Annotated in this window: 20 protein-coding genes and 1 pseudogene; 6 read left to right on the forward strand and 15 right to left on the reverse strand. The window is 72.9% G+C overall.

What is annotated here, in order from left to right:
- A pseudogene (locus tag ACTHMS_RS12430) lies at positions 1-282 on the reverse strand (SAM-dependent methyltransferase); the annotation flags it as partial.
- Positions 283-354: 72 nt separating this feature from the next.
- Between ACTHMS_RS12430 and ACTHMS_RS12435 the strand changes: the two are divergent.
- On the forward strand, positions 355-921 hold the full coding sequence (locus tag ACTHMS_RS12435; protein WP_440306981.1) for a helix-turn-helix domain-containing protein: 567 nt from the start codon (positions 355-357) through the stop codon (positions 919-921).
- Positions 922-931: 10 nt separating this feature from the next.
- On the opposite strand, the gene ACTHMS_RS12440 is transcribed toward ACTHMS_RS12435, so the two are convergent.
- The 3 genes from ACTHMS_RS12440 to ACTHMS_RS12450 all read right to left on the reverse strand — a co-directional run bounded on the left by ACTHMS_RS12440 (position 932) and on the right by ACTHMS_RS12450 (position 3,939).
- Entirely contained in the window at positions 932-2,521 is a 1,590-nt protein-coding gene (locus tag ACTHMS_RS12440) for a molybdopterin-dependent oxidoreductase (protein ID WP_440306982.1), read from the reverse strand.
- Between the two features lie 104 nt (positions 2,522-2,625).
- Positions 2,626-3,306, reverse strand: coding sequence for a fasciclin domain-containing protein (locus ACTHMS_RS12445; RefSeq protein WP_440306983.1), 681 nt, complete (start codon positions 3,304-3,306; stop codon positions 2,626-2,628).
- Between the two features lie 195 nt (positions 3,307-3,501).
- Positions 3,502-3,939 carry a cupredoxin domain-containing protein gene (locus ACTHMS_RS12450; RefSeq protein ID WP_440306984.1) on the reverse strand — a complete coding sequence of 146 codons (438 nt, stop codon included), beginning with the start codon at positions 3,937-3,939 and terminating at the stop codon, positions 3,502-3,504.
- Positions 3,940-4,057: 118 nt separating this feature from the next.
- On the opposite strand from ACTHMS_RS12450, the gene ACTHMS_RS12455 reads away from it, so the two are divergent.
- Positions 4,058-4,837, forward strand: a complete 780-nt coding sequence (locus ACTHMS_RS12455) for an SGNH/GDSL hydrolase family protein (RefSeq protein ID WP_440306985.1) — start codon at positions 4,058-4,060, stop codon at positions 4,835-4,837.
- A 428-nt stretch (positions 4,838-5,265) separates the two neighbouring features.
- Complete coding sequence (locus ACTHMS_RS12460) at positions 5,266-6,783, forward strand: hypothetical protein (protein ID WP_440306986.1); 1,518 nt, start codon at positions 5,266-5,268, stop codon at positions 6,781-6,783.
- On the opposite strand, the gene ACTHMS_RS12465 is transcribed toward ACTHMS_RS12460, so the two are convergent.
- The 3 genes from ACTHMS_RS12465 to ACTHMS_RS12475 form a co-directional block, all read right to left on the reverse strand.
- On the reverse strand, positions 6,732-7,022 hold the full coding sequence (locus ACTHMS_RS12465; protein ID WP_440306987.1) for a DUF2516 family protein: 291 nt from the start codon (positions 7,020-7,022) through the stop codon (positions 6,732-6,734). The two genes, ACTHMS_RS12460 and ACTHMS_RS12465, sit on opposite strands and share 52 nt — an antisense overlap.
- Before the next feature lie 150 nt (positions 7,023-7,172).
- Positions 7,173-7,772, reverse strand: coding sequence for a hypothetical protein (locus tag ACTHMS_RS12470; protein WP_440306988.1), 600 nt, complete (start codon positions 7,770-7,772; stop codon positions 7,173-7,175).
- Complete coding sequence (locus tag ACTHMS_RS12475) at positions 7,756-8,208, reverse strand: helix-turn-helix domain-containing protein (RefSeq protein ID WP_440306989.1); 453 nt, start codon at positions 8,206-8,208, stop codon at positions 7,756-7,758. Before ACTHMS_RS12475 ends, ACTHMS_RS12470 begins: the two co-directional genes overlap by 17 nt.
- A 139-nt stretch (positions 8,209-8,347) precedes the next feature.
- Between ACTHMS_RS12475 and ACTHMS_RS12480 the strand changes: the two genes are divergently transcribed.
- Positions 8,348-10,606, forward strand: coding sequence for an MMPL family transporter (locus ACTHMS_RS12480; RefSeq protein ID WP_440306990.1), 2,259 nt, complete (start codon positions 8,348-8,350; stop codon positions 10,604-10,606).
- A 15-nt stretch (positions 10,607-10,621) separates the two neighbouring features.
- On the opposite strand, the gene ygfZ is transcribed toward ACTHMS_RS12480, so the two are convergent.
- Both ygfZ and ACTHMS_RS12490 read right to left on the reverse strand, forming a co-directional pair.
- Positions 10,622-11,632: a CAF17-like 4Fe-4S cluster assembly/insertion protein YgfZ gene (ygfZ, locus tag ACTHMS_RS12485; protein WP_440306991.1), complete on the reverse strand. Its 1,011-nt coding sequence runs from the start codon at positions 11,630-11,632 to the stop codon at positions 10,622-10,624.
- Positions 11,633-11,640: 8 nt separating this feature from the next.
- Positions 11,641-12,090 (reverse strand): Fur family transcriptional regulator, encoded by a 450-nt coding sequence (locus ACTHMS_RS12490; RefSeq protein WP_440306992.1) that lies wholly within the window; start codon positions 12,088-12,090, stop codon positions 11,641-11,643.
- Positions 12,091-12,139: 49 nt separating this feature from the next.
- Between ACTHMS_RS12490 and ACTHMS_RS12495 the strand changes: the two genes are divergently transcribed.
- On the forward strand, positions 12,140-12,997 hold the full coding sequence (locus ACTHMS_RS12495) for an aminodeoxychorismate lyase (protein WP_440306993.1): 858 nt from the start codon (positions 12,140-12,142) through the stop codon (positions 12,995-12,997).
- 328 nt (positions 12,998-13,325) lie between these two features.
- Here ACTHMS_RS12495 and ACTHMS_RS12500 read toward each other — a convergent pair whose 3' ends face one another.
- Both ACTHMS_RS12500 and ACTHMS_RS12505 read right to left on the reverse strand, forming a co-directional pair.
- Positions 13,326-14,246 (reverse strand): AurF N-oxygenase family protein, encoded by a 921-nt coding sequence (locus tag ACTHMS_RS12500; protein ID WP_440306994.1) that lies wholly within the window; start codon positions 14,244-14,246, stop codon positions 13,326-13,328.
- A 305-nt stretch (positions 14,247-14,551) separates the two neighbouring features.
- Positions 14,552-15,079, reverse strand: coding sequence for an FABP family protein (locus tag ACTHMS_RS12505; RefSeq protein WP_440306995.1), 528 nt, complete (start codon positions 15,077-15,079; stop codon positions 14,552-14,554).
- A 148-nt stretch (positions 15,080-15,227) separates the two neighbouring features.
- Here ACTHMS_RS12505 and ACTHMS_RS12510 point away from each other — a divergent pair, with 148 nt between their 5' ends.
- Positions 15,228-15,596, forward strand: a complete 369-nt coding sequence (locus tag ACTHMS_RS12510) for a DsrE family protein (RefSeq protein ID WP_440306996.1) — start codon at positions 15,228-15,230, stop codon at positions 15,594-15,596.
- A 7-nt stretch (positions 15,597-15,603) separates the two neighbouring features.
- Here ACTHMS_RS12510 and ACTHMS_RS12515 read toward each other — a convergent pair whose 3' ends face one another.
- The 4 genes from ACTHMS_RS12515 to ACTHMS_RS12530 all read right to left on the reverse strand — a co-directional run.
- Positions 15,604-16,917 (reverse strand): WD40/YVTN/BNR-like repeat-containing protein, encoded by a 1,314-nt coding sequence (locus ACTHMS_RS12515; RefSeq protein WP_440306997.1) that lies wholly within the window; start codon positions 16,915-16,917, stop codon positions 15,604-15,606.
- Complete coding sequence (locus ACTHMS_RS12520; RefSeq protein WP_440306998.1) at positions 16,917-17,426, reverse strand: SigE family RNA polymerase sigma factor; 510 nt, start codon at positions 17,424-17,426, stop codon at positions 16,917-16,919. Before ACTHMS_RS12520 ends, ACTHMS_RS12515 begins: the two co-directional genes overlap by 1 nt.
- A gap of 113 nt (positions 17,427-17,539) precedes the next feature.
- Entirely contained in the window at positions 17,540-17,839 is a 300-nt protein-coding gene (locus tag ACTHMS_RS12525) for a DUF1416 domain-containing protein (RefSeq protein ID WP_440306999.1), read from the reverse strand.
- A gap of 1 nt (position 17,840) precedes the next feature.
- The coding region (locus ACTHMS_RS12530; RefSeq protein ID WP_440307000.1) for a sulfurtransferase at positions 17,841-18,074 on the reverse strand (234 nt) is incomplete at its 5' end.

Here is an 18,074-nt window from a genome sequence, read left to right on the forward strand (position 1 = left end):
GACCGCATTGCCCTCGGGCAGCTCGACGCGCACCGTGCCGTCGCCCGACGCGACGTCCGCGACGCCCATGGCGAGGATCTCGCCGCCGTGTCGGTGCACGTCGTCGCGCAGGGCCGCAACGTCGGGCGTCGCCGCCCCGCCCCCGCCGACCACGATGACGGAACGCCGCGCGCGGCCGAGCTCGAGCGCTGCCGCGAGGCCGGCCGCCGATTCGCCGAGCACGACGACGTCGCAGTGACGGACGACGGCGGGCGCGGCGTGGGCGTGGTGCGTGTGGCTCATGCAGTCGACGGTAGGACGCCCTCGCGGTTCGTGCGATACTCCTTGCAGGATCCGCAAGGACGGAGCTGCACCATGCGAGCGGGCAACGACGTCGAGAGCCTCGTGCGCACGCGGCTGCGCAGCCTGCGCACCACCCTCGGCCTGTCGCTGGACGAGCTGGCGGCACGCACGAACCTCAGCCCGTCGACGATCAGCCGCATCGAGACCGGCAAGCGCGGCATCGGCCTCGACGTCCTGCTGCCCCTGGCCACCGGGCTGCAGATCGGGCTCGACGCCCTGCTGGACGTACGGTCCGACGACGACGTGCTCATCCGCCCGACGCCGACCACCCGCGCGGGCCGCACCACCTGGCTGCTGACCCGCCCGGACGACAGCCGCATCGCGATCAAGATGCGTCTCGAGCCCACGACGGCCCGCCCGCCGCAACGGGTGCACCCCGGCCACGACTGGCTCTACGTGCTCAGCGGACGCATCCGCCTCTCGCTCGGCGACCGCGACATCCTCGTGGCCGCGGGCGAGGCGGCCGAGTTCGCCACGATGACGCCGCACGCCTTCTCGGCCGTCGGCCGCGCCGCCGAGGTGCTGATGGTGTTCGACCGCGACGGCCAGCGCGCGCACGTGCACCGCGCGCGGCCCTGACGCGTCCCGGTCAGGACACCGTCACGACGATCGAGTGCCAGCCGGTGGCGCCGGACGGGAAGACCCCGCGGCGGGCCGAGTCCTGCACCTCGCCGTGGTTGTCGATGGCCCGCACCTGCAGGGTCACCGGTCCGTCGCCGGCCACGGTCCACGGCACCGACCACTGCACCCACGTGTCGACCGACGGCACGCGCCCCAGGTCGGCGTCCATCCACGGTCCCTCGTCGATGCGCACCTGCACCGACTTGATGCCGATGGTCTGGTGCCACGCGACACCCGCGATCATGATCTTCTGACCCTTGGTGAGCTGGGTGAGCCCCTTCGGGGTGTCGATGCGCGACTCCATGCGGATCGGCGCCTTCGGTGCCCACTTGCGGTCGACCCAGTAGGTGCTGGTCTTCGCGAACGTCGTGGCCTCGAGGTCGACCAGCCACTTCGTCGCCGAGACGTACCCGTAGAGACCGGGGACGAGCATGCGGCACGGGAAGCCGTGCGCCAGCGGCAGCGGCTCGCCGTTCATGCCGACGGCCAGCATCGCGTCGCGGCCGTCCATGATCACCGGGATCGGCGTGCCGATCGTCATGCCGTCCGACGAGGTGCCGACGAGTTGGTCTGCGTCGGCGTGCACACCGGCCTCCTTCAGCAGCGGCGCGAGCGGCACGCCCAGGAACTTGGCGGTACTCACGTACGGACCGCCGACGGCGTCGGAGACGCAGGTCATCGTGATCCAGCGCTCGATCAGCGGACGCGACAACAGGTCGTCGAAGCTCAGGGTCATCGGGTGGTCGAGCTGGCCGTGGATGCGCAGCTGCCATGTGTCGGCCGGCAACTGCGGGACGGTGAGCGCGGTGTCGACGCGGTAGAAGTCGTTGTTGGGCGTGATGAACGGGACGGCGCCGCGGCCGAGGTCGACACCTGCCGGCAGCGGGGGCGCCGGGCTGGCGGGGCGTGGCAGCACGACCGCGCGGCGCGAACGCTCGGCGTCGAACCGGGCGTGCTGCAGGGCGCGACCACCGACGCCCGACCCGGCGGCGAGCACCGCGACACCGGCCGAGCCGAGCAGGAACGCGCGCCGGTCGGGCGACCGCCGGGCGCCGTCGCCCGGAGCGGTCTCGGCACTGCGCCAGCGACGCGGCAGCGGCCACTGCTGCCCGCCGCCGAACGCCCGGACGAGGGCGGTGAGCACGACCAGTGCGGCAGCCGTGCCGATGAGGGTCGGGACGATGTCGCTGGCGCGGGACGCGTTGGCGGTGGCGGCCGCCCACACCCCCACGGCGCCGAAGAGCACGAGCCCCAGCAGGCCGATCCAGAGGCGGCGCAGCGCGAGCACGCCGAGAACCACCGCGAGCACGGCGATCACGACGTAGATACCACTCAGCAGCACATTCTTGTCATTGCTGCCGAAATGACGGATCGCGAATTCCTTGAGCGATTCCGGCGTGAGCAGCACGAATTTGTTGCCGACCGCGATGACCGGCGCGGCGCTCGGCCGGACGAACGCCGCCACGAATTCACCGACACCGAGGGCGGTACCCGCGGCGAGCAGGCCGACGAGGGCGCCGATGCCGGTGCGGCGGAGGTGCTGGAGGACGGCCTTCATGGCGACTCGCTCAGGGGTTCGGGCGGAGGACCCTCGTTGTCGGAAGGGTCCGGGAACAGCACAGCGGGGATGACCGACGACCGGTCATCCCCGCTGTGACGGTCTTACTTGGTGGGCGGCATCATCACGGAGTCGATGATGTACACGGTCGCGTTGGCGGTCTGGACGTTGCCGCAGATCACGTGCGCCTCGGTGCCGTTCGGGCCGACGGTCAGGTCGGGGGCCGAGCCCTTGACCACGACGTTGTCACCCTCGAGCGTCTTGTGCGTGCCCGGCAGCTGGTCCGGCGAGATCTTGCCGGCCACCACGTGGTAGGTCAGGATCTTGGTCAGCAGGGCCTTGTCCTTCAGGACGCTGTCGAGCGTGGCCTTCGGGATGTTCGCGAACGCACCGTTGTAGGGCGCGAAGACGGTGATGGCCTGCTGGCTGTTCAGGGTGTCGACGAGACCGGCGGCCTTCACGGCGCTGACCAGGGTCGACAGCACCGGGTTGTTCGAGGCGGCCGTCGCGACCGGGTCGGTCGCCATGCCGTCGAAGCTGCCGGCACCGGTCTTCGGCACCGCGCCGCAGGCCGAGCCGAAGGTGGCAGCACCGGCGCCCGAGGCGCCGCTCGACGGGGCAGCGGGAGTGCTGGTCATGGTGTCGCTGCTGGTCGCCGACGTGCTCGCCGCGCCGGCCGGGGCGCTCGAGGTGTTGGTCGAGCCGCCGCCGCTGCTGCTGCAGCCGGTGAGCGCCACGGCGAGCGCCGCGAACGAACCGGTGGCAGCGAGGGTGATCTTGCGCATTGCTGATCCTCTCTCGGGGTCAATCGGTGCGGGGCACCGTGTCATGAGGGGTTTCGCTCGGGAGGTGCTCCGTGGTTTCACCGGCGGCGCAGAAAATCGATGAGAAATTCCTCAGCGAGCGCGGTTCCGCGAATTCCACAACGATTCGGTCTCGACCTCGGAAATCGATGTTTGACGTCGCCGACGCGCGGGTAGTCAGGGCCGGACGATGACGCGGGCGTTCATCCCGTAGTGGATGTCGCAGTAGTACGAGTACGTGCCCGCCTTGGTGAACCGGTACGAGAAGGTGTCGCCCTGACCGGCGAGTCGGCGGTCGAACAGGCCGCTCGGGTGCTGCCCGCTGCGCAGGCCGGTGGTGCGATCGACCCCGGTCACCTGCCCCGCTGTGATCGTGTGGGTGATCGGCTCGTCGTTGCGCCAGGTCACGGTCGTCCCGACCTTCACCGTGAGCACCGCAGGGTTGAACATCAGGCCCTTGAGCGAGACGACCGGGCCGCTCACCGGCGGCGCGGACGACGTCGCCGGAGCCGCACCGCCCCCGCTGCTGCTGCAGGCGGTGGCGCCGAGCAGCGCGCCGAGCAGCACGGCGACGACGAGCACGACACGACGGCGGGACGCGGCGGGGGGACGCATACCCACTGTTCGTCGGCCAGGGCGTCGCGGTTCGCCTGGGGACGGGCGACCGGTTCGTCCCGTGTGACGATCGGCCGCGGCGGGCATCGCCTCGTGGGTCCGATCGTTGGGACCGGACGTGGAGCCAGCCCTCGACTACGCGAACGTCACCGGACGCCCGAGCGGGCCGTTCGTCCGGCTCGCGGCCGCCCTGCTGCCCGGCGTCGCACGGGTGCAGCGCGAGCACGCGCCCTGGGCGGCCGCCTGGCACGCCGCGAACCGTCGGGCGCTCACCGTGCCGGGGCGCCGGTGGATCGTCCTGGGCGACTCGATGTCGCAGGGCATCGGCGCGCCGCGCTTCGACGCCGGCTGGGTCGACAGCGCGCGGCGCCGGCTCGGCCCGGCCGCCGACGGGCTGGTGGTCGTGAACCTGTCGGCCAGCGGCGCACGCGTGCCGGACGTGCTCGATCAGCAACTGCCGGCCTGGTCGGCACTGCCCCCGGCACCCGAGGGGCCGCACGGGGCCGACGTCGTCACCGTCTTCATCGGCGCGAACGACCTCATGCGGCGCGCGCACCGCGACGCCCTGCCCGGCGCCTTCACCGAACTGCTGCGCCGGCTGCCGGTCGGTGCGATCGTCGCGACGATGCCGCAGCCGCGCGCCGCTGCCCGCTCGGTCAACGCCCGGCTGGAGACGGCCGCCGCCGACGGACGCGTGCGGCTGGTCGACCTGCGCACGGGCGGCCCGCGGTCGTGGCGCGGCAAGCTGGCCAGCGACCACTTCCATCCCAACGAGGCCGGGTACGCCGAGCTCGCCGAGGCCTTCGTCCCGGCGCTGCGGACGGCCCTCGCGGAGGACACGACCGACGGGGCGGCCAAGTCGAACGACCGGCGGTCGAGCGGCACGTCCGGGACGTGACTGTGGGTCGGCGACCCCGGTCGTCATCCTGGTCACGACCGAACTCGCCGACCCACTCGTCGGCCGGCGTTCACCGGGCTCCCCCGCGGATCCCTGTGACCGCCTCGCTCATTCAAGCCGCAGCTGTGACGCAGTGTCACGGGTCTATGGGCACGATTCGCGAAGGACCATCGCCTGAACCGGCCGCCGGATCGCCCGGTGGGGCCGCAGGTACTTGATCTTCGCGACGTTGGACCCTGCCGCGGGCACCGCGGCGCGCGCGATGCTCGGCGGGCACAAGATCCCCCACCGGGACCGCGCACCACGCCGCCCCGGTGGACGGTGCACCCAGGCGGTCGTCCGGGGGCGCGGCCCCCATCTCGCTCCCGGACGACCGTGCCGCCCGGCGATGATCGGCCCCTCGACGGCGCTGCGATGATGCAGGCCTCATGAACGACGTCGTGGTGAGGACGCTGCACGCACTCAACGTCGCGCAGGCCGCGCTCCGGGCGCGTCCGACGCTCGCCCTCGCGACGTCGGGCGCCGTCATCACCGCGGTGGTCGGCGTGGCCGGCGCGCGCGCCGACGCCGCGGGCCGCAGCGCGAGCATCACCCCCTGGTTCGGCCTGTCGACCTCCCGCGGCCAGGACCACACGGCGGTGGTCGCCGGCATCGTGACGCTCGCCGCCATCGCGGCACTGCTCGCGCTGTGGGGCACGGCGGTCGCGACCGTCCGGCGGCGCCGGCTGCCCGAGAGCCGCATCTGGACGATCGTCGCGGCCTGGTCCGCGCCGCTCGTGCTGACCCCACCGCTGCTCGACTCGCACGCGCTGCTCGACGTCGCGCGCGGCCTGCTGCAGCGCGACGGCGCCGATCCGTACCGCGTGCCCGTCGCCGCCCTGCCGCAGACGCACCTGGTGTCCGCGATCGACGCCTCGCTGCGCGGCATCCCGTCGGCGACCGGCCCGCTCGGCACGGTCGCGCAGCACCTGGCCGTCGCCGCGGCGGGCGGACACCCGTTGCCGGCGTTGCTGCTGCTGCGCGCGGTCGGCGTGTTCGCCGTCGTGCTCATCGGACGCGCGGCGGCCGACCTCGGCGGACGGCGCCGCAGCCGCGCCCTCGTCCTGACCGCGCTGAACCCCCTGGTGCTGCTCTACGTCGTCTCGGCGGCGCATCTCGACGGTCTCGCCGTGGGCCTGCTGCTGACCGGGCTCGCCGCGGCCGACCAGCGGCGGTGGGCCCGGGCCGTGCTGCTGGTGACGATCGCCGGCTGCCTGCTGCCGGTGCTGCTGGTCGCGCTGCCCTTCCTGCTCACCGCGCATGTGCTGGGGCGCCGGGGCGGCTCGGCGCGCCGGGTCGCCGGCCGGGACGCCGTGCAGGCGGCGGTCATCCTGCTCGTCGCCCACCTGGCGGTCGACGACGGCGTCGGCTGGACGCGCACCGCGTCGTCGCAGTTCTCGGAGTACGTCGTGTACGCGCCGGCCAACGCGATCGGCCGGCTGCTCGCACCGGTGGTGCGCGGCGCCTCGTTCGACGACCTGGCCGCGGGCGGCCGGCTGGCGGCGATCATCGCGATGAGCGCGATCTTCGCCTACCTGCTGAGCACGGCGCAGCTGCGCCCGCTCGACCACTCGGTCGGGTACACGTTGCTGGCGATGGCGCTGCTCGCACCGGACGTGCACCCCTGGTTCCTGCTCTGGGGTGTCGTCTGCCTCGCACCGACCGTGACGAGCCTGCGGCGCAGCATCGTCATGCTGCTCAGCGCGGTCGGCTGCCTGCTCGACCCGATGGGGTTCTCGGACACCGCGGCCGGCCGCCTCAGTGTCGCCGCGATCGCCCTGGGCGCCGTCGTGCTCGGCGCCGCCGTGTGGCGCTCCGGCGAGCTGCGCGGCGAGGCCGGGCCGGTCGCGTCCGGTCAGCGACCGCCGGAGATCTCGCGCACCGCCGGACGCACGTCGGCGAGGTAGACCGCTGCGACGACCGCGGTGATGAGCGAGATCGGCCCGCTCGGCACGGGCACCAGCACGGCGAACAGCACCGACACGGCGAGGATCGCGGTCCACGCCGGCTTGGTGAGCTTGTCGACGGCGGGGAAGGCGGCCGACTTGCGGGTCAGGCAGTCGGCGAGCGCCCAGACGCGCACGACCAGCAGGCCCCAGAACACCACCTGGTCGGTGCGGAGGTAGAGCTGGTCGATGACGTCCACGAGCCCACGGTACTGGACATGCAGGTCGCCCCGCCCTGGTCGAAGTGCAACCGGGACGGGGCGACGGGCCGCCTCTTCCCCCGCGGAGAGACAGCCCCCGGCGTCGAGCGCCGGAGCTCGTTCGGGGGAGCGTGCGGGGTCTTCGGGACGTCAGGCCTTGGTGGCCGGCGCCTTCCTGGCGGGCGCCTTCTTGGCCGGGGCCTTGGCGCTGGTGGCCTTGGTGGCGGTGGCCTTCGCCGTGCGGGTGGTGCTCGCCTTCGCGGCCGAGGCCTTGGCGGCGGCCTTCGCCGGCGCCTTCTTCACGGTGCGGGTGGCGGGCGCGGCCTGCGCCTCGACCTTGTCGATGGTCGCCGCGACCTGCTTGGTGCCGCGGTTGGCCAGCTCGAGCACGGGCTTCACGACGCGGACCTCGAAGGTCTCGACGTACTTGCCGAAGCGCGGGTCGCTCTTGCCCTTCTCGAGCAGCGTCTCGACCTGCTCGTGCACCTTGGCCTGGATGCCCTTTACCTGCGAGAGGTAGGGCTCGACGGCCGACTTCAGGGCGTCGAGGTTGACGGCCTTCTCGGCCGAGGTGCGCAGGTCGGTGACGGCCTCGGTGGCCTTCTCGCGCAGGTCGGAGACGTTGGTCTTGACCGGGGCGGTCAGCTTGCCGACCAGCTCGTTGGCCTGGCCGGTGACATCGTTGAGCTGCGCCTGGGCGTTGGCGACCGTCTTGTCCGCGTAGGCGCGGAGGTCAGTGGTGATGGACATCGACGAACTCCTCTGAGTCGGTGGTGGGAAGGGCGGCCGGTGGGGCGGCGTCGCCCGCGGCTGCATCGGGACGGGCGGCGTTCTCGCGACGGAAGGACTCGTAGATCTCGAGCAGCACCTGCTTCTGCCGCTCGGTGAGTCCCTCGTCGGCCAGCACTGCCGTGACGAGCTCCGGGTTGCCGGTGCGCGTCTCGAGGATGCCGGCGCGGACGTAGAGCTGTTCCGCCGAGATCGCCAGGCCCTTGGCGATCTGTTGCAGGATCTCGGCGCTCGGCTTCCGCAGGCCGCGTTCGATCTGCGACAGGTACGGATTGGAGACGCCGGCGAGCCGGGCGAGCTGCCGCATGGAGACTTGCGCCTGCTCGCGCTGCTCACGGATGAAGTCACCGATCGCCGCGCTGCCGCGCTTCGCCTGCTCGACCGGCTCCGTGATCACTCGACCCAGTCTTCCCAAGGGTGCTAGCAATTGCAAGCACTCAGCAAGCGATACCCGTCACTGTGGCAGCATGCAGGCAGCGACTCCCGTCCCGACGGCGCGTCGACGCCCTTCTCCACCGCACCGCCGGAGCCCCTGCATGCGCTCGCTCGCCCGTCTCGCCATCCGCCACAGCTGGCTCGTCGTGGCCGGCTGGGTGGCGTTCCTCGTCCTGACGAACGCGCTGGCCGCAGCCGCGGGCGGCTCGGCCTACAAGGACTCGTTCGCCCTGCCGCACACCGAGTCGGGCACCGTGCTCGACCTGCTGCGCAACGCCGGCCAGGGGGCGTCCGCCGGCCAGAGCGGCACGGTCGTGCTGCACCCGGCGTCCGGTGCGCTCGATCCGGCGACGCCGCCGGACGGGCTGCTGCCGGCACTGTCGGCACTGTGCCCGGCAGGCCTGCACGTCGCGGGCGCGACCTCGCCGTGGGGCGGCGTCGCCTGCACGCCGACCGGCGCGACACCGACACCACGCGCGCCCGGGGGCAGCCCGTTGCTGAGCACCGACCGCTCGGTCGGTCTGGTCACGATCGCCTGGCAGTACAACGAGAACGCGGTGCAGAACTTCAGCGGCGTGCACGACCGGCTGGCCAAGCTGGCCACCCCGCAGCTGCAGGTCGAGTTCACCGGCCCGGCGTTCGCGAACCTCGCTGCCCGCGGCGGCGGTGGCGTGCCGCCGGAGTTGTTCGGGTTCGTCGCCGCACTGGTCATCCTCACCGTCGTCTTCCGCACGGTCGGCGCGGCGGCCCTGCCGCTGCTGTCGGCCGCCGCCGCACTCGGCAGCGGCCTCGCGCTGATCTCGCTGCTCAGCCATGCGATGAACGTCGCGTCCTTCTCGACGCAGCTGGCGCAGCTGATGGTGATCGGCGTCGGCGTCGACTACGCGCTGTTCATCGTCACGCGCCACCGCCGCAACGTGCTGCACGGGATGCCACTGCACGAGTCGATCGAGAACGCGATCAACACCTCCGGACGCGCCGTGCTCTTCGCCGGCGCCACGGTCTGCATCGCCATGCTCGGCCTCACGGCCCTCGGGGTGAGCTTCCTCTACGGCGTCGCCATCGGCACCGCGATCGCCGTCGCCCTCACCATGGTCGCGTCGCTGACGCTGCTGCCGGCGGTGCTGCGGCTGCTCGGGTACAAGGTGCTGCCGCGGCGCGTGCGCGCCCAGGTCAAGGCCGGCACGTACGTCGTGAGCGACCGGCCGACCCGGTGGGCCCGCTGGGCGCGGCTGGTGTCACACCGCAAGCTCGGCCTCGGGCTGGTGGCCGGTGCCGTCATCGTCGTGCTGGCGATCCCGTTCTTCTCCCTCCGCCTCGGGCGCGCCGACGAGAGCAACGACCCGCCCGGCTCGACGACCTACCGCGGCTACGAGCTGATCGCGAACGCGCCCGGCTTCGGCCCCGGCTACAACTCGACGCTCGAACTCGTCGTCGACGGCCCGGGCGCGAGCGACCGCGCCTTCCTCGCCGCGGCCACGACCGGCCTGCGCGGTGTCAGCGACGTCAACCCGACGAGCATCCGGCCGGTGCCGCTCAGCCCGACGCTGGCGCTCATCACCTTCAAGTCGACCAGCTCGCCGCAGGCCGAGGCGACGACCAACCTCGTCACCCGACTGCGCCACGACCTCGCGCCCCGGCTCGAGCACGGCACGACCACGCAGGTCTACGTGTTCGGGCAGACGGCGATCTTCGTCGACTTCGCTGCGGTGCTCGCGTCCAAGATCGCGTTCTTCTTCGCGGCGATCATCGGCCTGTCGTTCCTGCTGCTCATGGTCGCGTTCCGCAGCGTGCTGATCCCGCTGTCGGCGGCGGTGATGAATCTGTTCGCGGCAGGCGCGTCGTTCGGCGTCCTCGTCGCGGTGTTCCAGTGGGGCTGGGGGCACAGCCTGCTCGGCATCGGCAAGGGCGGGCCGGTGGACGCGTTCCTGCCGGTGCTGTTCTTCGCGATCCTGTTCGGCCTGTCGATGGACTACCAGGTCTTCCTGGTCAGCCGCATGCACGAGGAGTGGGTGCACACCCGCGAGAACGGGCACTCGGTGCGCGTCGGACAGGCCGAGACGGGCGGCATCATCACCGCCGCGGCGCTGATCATGATCGCGGTGTTCCTCGGGTTCCTGTTCGGCGACGCCCGCGTGATCAAGATGGTCGGCCTCGGTCTCGGCGGCGCCATCTTCCTGGACGCGTTCGTGCTGCGCACCGTGCTGGTGCCGGCGTTGATGCACGCGCTCGGCCGGGCGAACTGGTGGTACCCGCGCTGGCTCGACCGCATCACGCCGCAGCTGTCGGTCGAGGCACCCGGCGCCGAGTGGGAGCGCGGCACCGACCTGGACGCGGAGCCGGAGCCGGCGGGCGTCTGAGCCGCCGGCGCCCGCTCAGGCGTCGATCGCGACGGCCGTGCCGGCGACGGTGAGCGCCGCGTCGTCGGGCAGCGAGCGCTTGATGACGGCGAGCGCGATCGGGCCGTACTCGTGGTGCTGCACGGCGGTGCCGAGGAAGCCGACGGTGCGGCCGTCGAGCTCGACCGGCGTGCCCGGCTCGGGCAGCGCGTCGGCCTCACCGGACAGGTGCAGCAGCACGAGCCGGCGCGGCGGCTTGCCGAGGTTCTGCACCCGGGCGACCGTCTCCTGCCCGCGGTAGCAGCCCTTGTCCAGGTGGACGGCGACGCCGATCCAGCCGACCTCGTGCGGGATCGTGCGGTGGTCGGTCTCGAAGCCCGCGCGCGGCCTGCGCGCCTCGACGCGCAGCGCCTCGTAGGCCCAGATGCCGGCGGGGGTGCCGCCCGCGGCGAGCAGCCGGTCGCGGTAGGCAGCGAGATCGGCGCGCGGCACGAGCAGGTCGGCGGCGTCGGCGCCCGGGCCGTCCATCCGGCGCACGAAGCCGCCAGCGTCGAGCGCGGTCGCGCGGTGGGCATCCGGCACCGGCAGGCCCGCGACGGCGAGCACGGTCGTGGTGGCGGGCCCGACGAGCGAGAGGACCGCCCGGTCGCCGGACACGTCGGCGGGCTCGACCCGCTTGAGGAAGCGCATCTTCTGCAGGTAGGCCAGCGCGTCGTCGCCGGCGCCCGGCTCGGTGTCGAGCCAGACGGTGCCGTCGAGCTCGGTGACCTGCCAGTGCTGCTCGACATGGCCGTGCGGGCTCAGCACGAGCGCCTCGGTGCTGTCGCCGTCGGCGAGGTTGCTCAGGTGCTGCGAGCAGATCGAGTGCAGCCAGCCGAGGCGGTCGTCGCCGGGGACGGCCAGCACGGCGCGGTTGCTGCGGTCGACGACGCCGGCGCCGCTGGTCAGCGTGCGCTGCTCGCGCAGCGGGTCGCCGTAGTGCCAGGGGATGCCCTCGTCGCGTCCGCTGGCGAGGACGGGCGTGGGGGCGGGTGTCGTCTCGGTCATCGTCAGGTTCAGTGCCGGTGGTGGCCGGTTTGTTCCCGCGTGACCGGGGCAGCAGGGGTCGCGCCCGCGGCACAGTCGCGGCAGCGGCCGAAGAGGGTGAGGTGGGCGCGGTCGATGACGAAGCCCTCGCGCTGCAGCAGGGTGTCGGCGAGGTCGTCGACGAGCGTGGCCGGCTGGTCGATCCGGCGGCCGCAGGCGTGGCAGACGACGTGAATGTGGTCGTCGTCGGCCGGGCGGTAGGTCGCGGCGCCGTGACCGAGGTGCGTGTGCCGGACGAGACCGAGCTCCTCGAGCAGCTCGAGCGTGCGGTAGACCGTGGCCACGTCGACGTCCGCGACCGCGTCGGCGATCTGTTCGGGCGTCGCGTGGCCCATCGAGCGCACGGCGTCGAGCACGCCCTGCCGCTGGGGCGTCATCCGCAGGCCGCGCGCGTGCAGCGCCGCCGACAGCTCGGTCACGCTCCGGATGGTAGGCGCTCGGGACCCGGCGGGATCTAGGCTGGCGTGGGTGATCGCGAGTGCGCCCGGCCCCGAGTCCGTCGTCGCCGTCGTCGGCCGCGGGGTCGCGCCTCCCGACACCCCGCTGCTCACGGCGGACGACGCGGGGGTCACCCGCGGCGACGGGTGCTTCGAGGGGCTGCTGCTGCGCGACGGCGAGGTGCTCGAGCTCGACCGGCACCTGGCCCGCATGGCTCGTTCGGCCGCCGCGCTCGACATCGCCTTCGACCCGGCCGCCTTCGCGACCACTGCGAAGGAGGCCGCCGCGGCCTGGAGCCCGACCGGCGAGGCCGCGGTGAAGTTCGTGCTGACGCGCGGGCCCGCGTCCACCGGCGTCCCGACCGGCTACGTGACGATCACCGCGCTGGGCCCCGACACCGCGCGGCTGCGGCGCGACGGCGCGCGGGTGATCACCGTGTCGCGGGGTGTCACGGCCGATGCGTTCGCCGACGCGCCGTGGCTGCTCGGGGGCGTCAAGACGCTGTCATACGCGGTGAACATGGCGGCGCAGCGCGAGGCGGTGCGCCGCGGGGTCGACGACGTCGTGCTCACCGCGGTCGACGGCACGGTGCTCGAGGCGCCGACGGCGGCCGTGGTGTGGGCGTCCGGCCGCTCGCTGACGACCACCCCGACCGGCGCAACCGGCATCCTCGCGTCCACGACGCAGGCGCTGCTGTTCGAGCAGGCCGCGGCCGCCGGCTGGACCGTGGGCGGGCGACTGGTGCGCATCGACGACCTGCACGCCGCGGACGCCCTGTGGCTGGTCAGCTCGGTGCGCGGGCCGGTCGAAGTCGTCGAGCTCGACGGACGGGCGCGCGAGCGGCGTCCGGACCTGCACGCCGAGGTGGCGCGGCTCGCCGGCTTCTGACGCCGCCATCCCTCGTCCCGGACGATCTTGCCGGCCCGGGGCGAAATGTGCTGGCGAAGGTCCCGTCCTGCGTCGTACCGTCGTGGTACACGGGAAAGGAGGTGGTCCAGAGTTGTGTACTTCTCGGACACGTGAGGTGGCTGCCGGCTAGTCGCCGCACCACGCTTGGATCTGCGAGGCGTACGCCCGCGGTCGCGAATGCGGCGGCGAGCACTACGCGGTAGCCCACCCGCGCCCCGCGCCGCCGGCCCGTCCAGCCGGCCCCCACCGCCGTTCAGACGGCGCAGTGTGGAAGCGGCTCGGGGATTGCCACGTCCTCGGCCCTTCGCTACAGCAGCGACACCAGCTGGTAGATCGGCTTCGAGTACCAGGTCACCAGGCCCTCGTCGGTCAGGAAGGCCATGATCTTCTCGCCCATCCAGCGTCGCGTCTCGGCGTAGTGCGGGTTGTTCCGCGCCTGCCGCTGCGCCTCCTTCGGGTCGAGTCCGACCGCCGCATAGACGTCCGGCGAGATCAGCGACGAGACGACGAAGGCGCCGACGACCGCCGAGGCGACGTTGCTGACCACCTTGGCGACGGGGTTGATCGTCGCCATCTGGCGGGTGACCTCCTCGCGGGCGAAGCGCACGTGCCGCGCCTCCTCGACGACGTGGATGCGGTTCACCATGCGGATCAGCGGGTGGATCGCCTCGTCGTTGATCATCGAGCGCTGCAGCCGGTCGGTGATCTCCTCGGCGACGAGCACCGGCGCGAACAGCGACGGCCCCTTCGCGATCGCCTGGTAGACCTGCGCCAGCTTGTCGACGAGGCCGCGGGGCCGGTAGGTCGGGGCGCCCATCGCCTTGATCGCCTTGCTGAACATGACGACGTGCCGCGTCTCGTCGCCGATCTCGGTGAGCGCGTACTGGGTGCGCGGGTCCTGCGGGTCCTGGTGGTAGCACCAGCGGGCGAGCATCTGGATGAGCAGGATCTCGAACCAGAGGCCGGTGCCGGCGACGCTCGCGAGCTCCTGGCGCGAGAGTTCGATGCGCTGCTGCTCGCTCATCCGCTCCCACAGCGGCGTCCCGTAGAGCGACGTGCGCTCGAGCGGCATGAACGCCATGTCGTCCTCGACCGGGGCGTCCCAGTCGATGTCGAGGTCGGGGTCGTAGGAGTTCTTGGCCGACGACCCGAGCAGCCGGATCGCGGTCTTGCGCACGGCATCCTTCGCGGCCTCGCGGGCCTCATCCGGGATTGCAGCAGCGGTCATCGCTGTGTCCTTCCTCACGCCGGTACCTACGACGTTGTGTAGCACCTACCCACTCCGGTGACAAGCTGTCACAGCTACATCGGCGAAGGTCGGCGGAGGATGAGCGGCTGCTGCGTGCATCGGGTCTGCCCGCACCCGCGGGGTGGGCGGTGGCATCGCCCCGCGCGAACCGGATCGTGTGCATGGCACGCGGAAGATCTCGGCGCGTCTGCACAAGATCGGGATGCGCTCGTGGACCTTGTGCACGACGCGCGGAGGATTCCGGCGCGTCCGCACAAGATCGCGGGTCGAGCGCGCAGCGGCCGTCAGGCGCGGACGAGGTCGGCGTTGAGGTGCGGCGCGAACGGGGCGCCGGCGGGGGCGAGCTCGGTGGCGTAGACGAGCCGTCCGGTGTGCACGGCGTAGAGCCGCCGCTCGCCGTCGACCTGCTTGGCCGTCGCGGCGGGGGTGGCCGAGGTGGTGGCGAGCTCCCACTGCTGGTCGCCCGCCGTCCCGGCGAGCACGAGCGCCTGCCCCGTGTTGGACGCGAGCACGACCTCGACGTCGTCGGGGCCGGCGCCCGGGCGCCAGAAGCCGGTCTCGCGCCAGGCGGGTCGGATCAGCTCGCCGGCCTCGTCCACGAGCCACGACCGGGCGGCGTAGGCGAGGAACGGGCGCCCGTCATGGGCGAAGACGAGCTCCTGCTCGTAGTGGAACAGCTCGCCGGACGCCGGGGCGACGCCGATGCCGCGGCCGCGCCAGGTGCCGACGAGCGGCAGCAGCGCGAGCAGGGCGTCGTGCAGCGGCGCGCCCGTGCGCAGATCGGTCGTGTCGGCGGGTCGGTCGGCGGTCACCGGGGTGACGTCAGCGCTGCTCAGCGCTGTCCGGCGAACAGCTTCACCAGGATGTAGATGCCGACGACGCCGATCACCACGAACGTGGCGATGAGAATCGCGAGGTAGGTGGCCTCCATGTCGGCGAAGGTACAGCAGGATGAACGGCATGACCGCTCCGCGACCGCTCGTCGTGAAGTGCACCGCAGGCGTCGAGGCGCCGGAGCGGTGCGCCCAGGCGTTCACGGTCGCGGCGACCGCCATCGCGTCCGGCGCCCGGGTGTCGCTCTGGCTCACCGGCGAGGCGACCTGGCTGGCCGTGCCCGGCCGCGCCGAGGAGTTCACGCTGCCCCACACCGCGCCCATGGCCGACCTGCGCGACACCATCCTGGCTGCCGGGTCGATCACCGTCTGCTCGCAGTGCGCGGCGCGGCGCAACCTCACCCCGGACGAGCTGGTGCTGGGCGTCCGGATCGCCGGCTCGGCGTCGTTCGTCGACGAGATCCTCCGCGAGGGCGTCCAGGCCCTCGTCTACTGACACCTGGTCAGGGGCGGAAGGGGCGGGGCGTCCAGGTGCGGCCGCCGTCGGACGTGACCAGCAGGCCCGCGCCGAACGGCTGCAGCCGGTACCCGTGCCGGGCGTCGAGCAACTGCCACTCGAAGACGGTCTGGGTCGCGTCGTCGGTGCCGACCTGCGTCCAGTGGTCGCCGTTGTCGGTGCTGCGGTAGAACGTGTGGCCCGGCGTGCGGTTGCCGACGCGGGCGAGCAGCACGCCATGCTCCACCGCCTGCAGCTCGACCACGCGGTCGCCGCCGTCGACGCCGGGCAGCGGCACCGGCACGAATGCCGTCCCGTCGACCAGGAACTCGGTCGCCCGCGGGCCGCTGCCGTCGTCGCACACCACCGCGGCGGACCCGTCGGCCGACGCGCTCAGGTCGTACGGCCGGCCGGCCGGGCAGACCTGCGGCACGACGCGGCGCCAACTGTGCCCGGCGTCGGTCGACCCGAAGGCGGCCGCACCGTGCCCGCCGCGCGCGCCGACCACGGCGATCACTGCCGAACCCGACCTCGCCAGCAGCACGTCGCCGTGCGTCGCGCCGAAGGCGGCGGGCGTGACGTCGGTCCAGCGGCTGCCGTCGAGCGGCGACGCCAGCAACCGGTCGTCGGCGTTCGCGCCGGTGCTGCGCGCCTCGGTGCGCAGCACCTGTCCGCCGACGACGACGAGCGTCGTGGTCGCTTGCGCCGACGAGCGCCACGTCCGTCCGCCGTCGGCGGTGACGAACAGGCGCGACGGCCCCCACAGGTAGGCGTGCCGGTCGTCGGCGACGGCCACCTGGTCGGCGCAGTCGGTCGCCGGACGCCCGCACTGCACCGCCGACGAGATGCCCTTCGGCGCCGGCAGCGCCTGCCAGTGCACACCGCCGTCCGACGTCCGCAGCACCGCCGCGCACATCGCCGGCGCCGGCGGACGCAGTGCCCTCGACGCCGGGCCGCAGTGCGCATCGCCGATCGCCCAGCCGTGGGTGGCGTCGGAGAAGTCGACGTTCGTGGCCTGGAACCCGGTCGGGAACGGCACGGTCGGCAGCGACGGCGCGGGATTCGGCACCGGCTTCGCGGGGGGCTGGTGGGCGGTGGTGCGAACGGCCACGGTCGTGACCACCGCCGCGACAACCGCCGCAGCGGCGAGCAGCGGCGGCAGGACCCGGCGCACCGACGACCGGGGGCGGAACGGCACGACCCGCCCGGACGGACGGGCGCTCACACCGGCGAGCAGTCGCTCGCTCAGGCCAGGAGGCACCGGCGCCGCGTGCTCGGCGGCCACCAGGGTGTCGCGCAGGGCGTGCTCGAGGTCGGTCATCACCGGCCACCTCCCATGGTCGCGGTGGACGGATCGGCGAACGAGTCGCTGCGGATGCTCGCGAGCCCGCGGCTGATCAGGCTGCGTACGGTGCCGACGCGGCAGTCGAGCGAGGCCGCGATCTCGTCGTCCGGCAGGTCGTGGAAGTACCGCAGCACGAGCGCGGCGCGCTGCCGCTCGGGCAGCCCGGCGAGCGCCTGCCAGAGCCAGCGGCGCTCGGCGACGGACTCGGCGAGGTCGCCCGGCGCCGCTGCGTCCGGCAGCTGCCAGACGGCGACGTCGCGAGCAGCGGGGCGCCGGGTGGTGCTGACGAACCGGTTGCTCAGCGCCCGGCGCACGTAGGCGAGCGGCTGCTCGGCGGCCTGCACCTTCGTCCACTTGGGGTAGAGGGCGGCGAGCGTGTCCTGCAGCAGCTCCTCGGCCGCATGGCCGGAACCGGTCAGCAGGTACGCCGTGCCGAACAGCGAGCGGCTGTGCGCCCGCACGAAGGCGGCGAATGGGTCATCCACGCCGTCCAGACGCGGCAGCCCGCTCATCCGTTGCGCCCCGGAGACGACTTGTCCCCCGGCCCGGGCACGACACGCGGGTCGCGGATGCCTGGGACGGGGGACAAGCGGGCGTGCTACTGCAGCTGGAGCGGCACCTCGATGAGGCCAGGCTCGAGCGCGTGGACCTCCTTGCGGACGTTGCCGCTGCGGTGCAGCACCGACAGCGTCCACTGGCCGGGGGCCGCGAAGAACCGGAAGTCACCGGTCGCCGAGGTGACGACCTCGGCGGTGAACTCGCCGGTGCCGTCGAGCAGCCGGACGTACGCGCCCGGCACCGCGGCACCGTCTTTGGAGACGACGCCGTAGATCACCGTCTCCTTGCTGAGGTCAACGCTGGCGGGAAGGTCCGGCGTCTGGGCCGGTGCGCCGCACATGTCAGACGTCCTTCTCGATCGGAACCCCGACGAGCGAGCCGTACTCGGTCCACGAGCCGTCGTAGTTCTTCACGTTCGGCTCGCCGAGCAGCTCGTGCAGCGCGAACCACGTGTGGCTCGACCGCTCGCCGATCCGGCAATAGGCAATGGTGTCGCGGCCGTCTTCCAGGCCGGCTTCGGCGTAGAGCTTCTGCAATTCCTCGTCGGACTTGAAGGTGCCGTCCTCGTTGGCGGC

It is taken from the genome of Jatrophihabitans sp. (assembly GCF_051960575.1).
Classification (GTDB): domain Bacteria; phylum Actinomycetota; class Actinomycetes; order Mycobacteriales; family Jatrophihabitantaceae; genus JBQCEE01.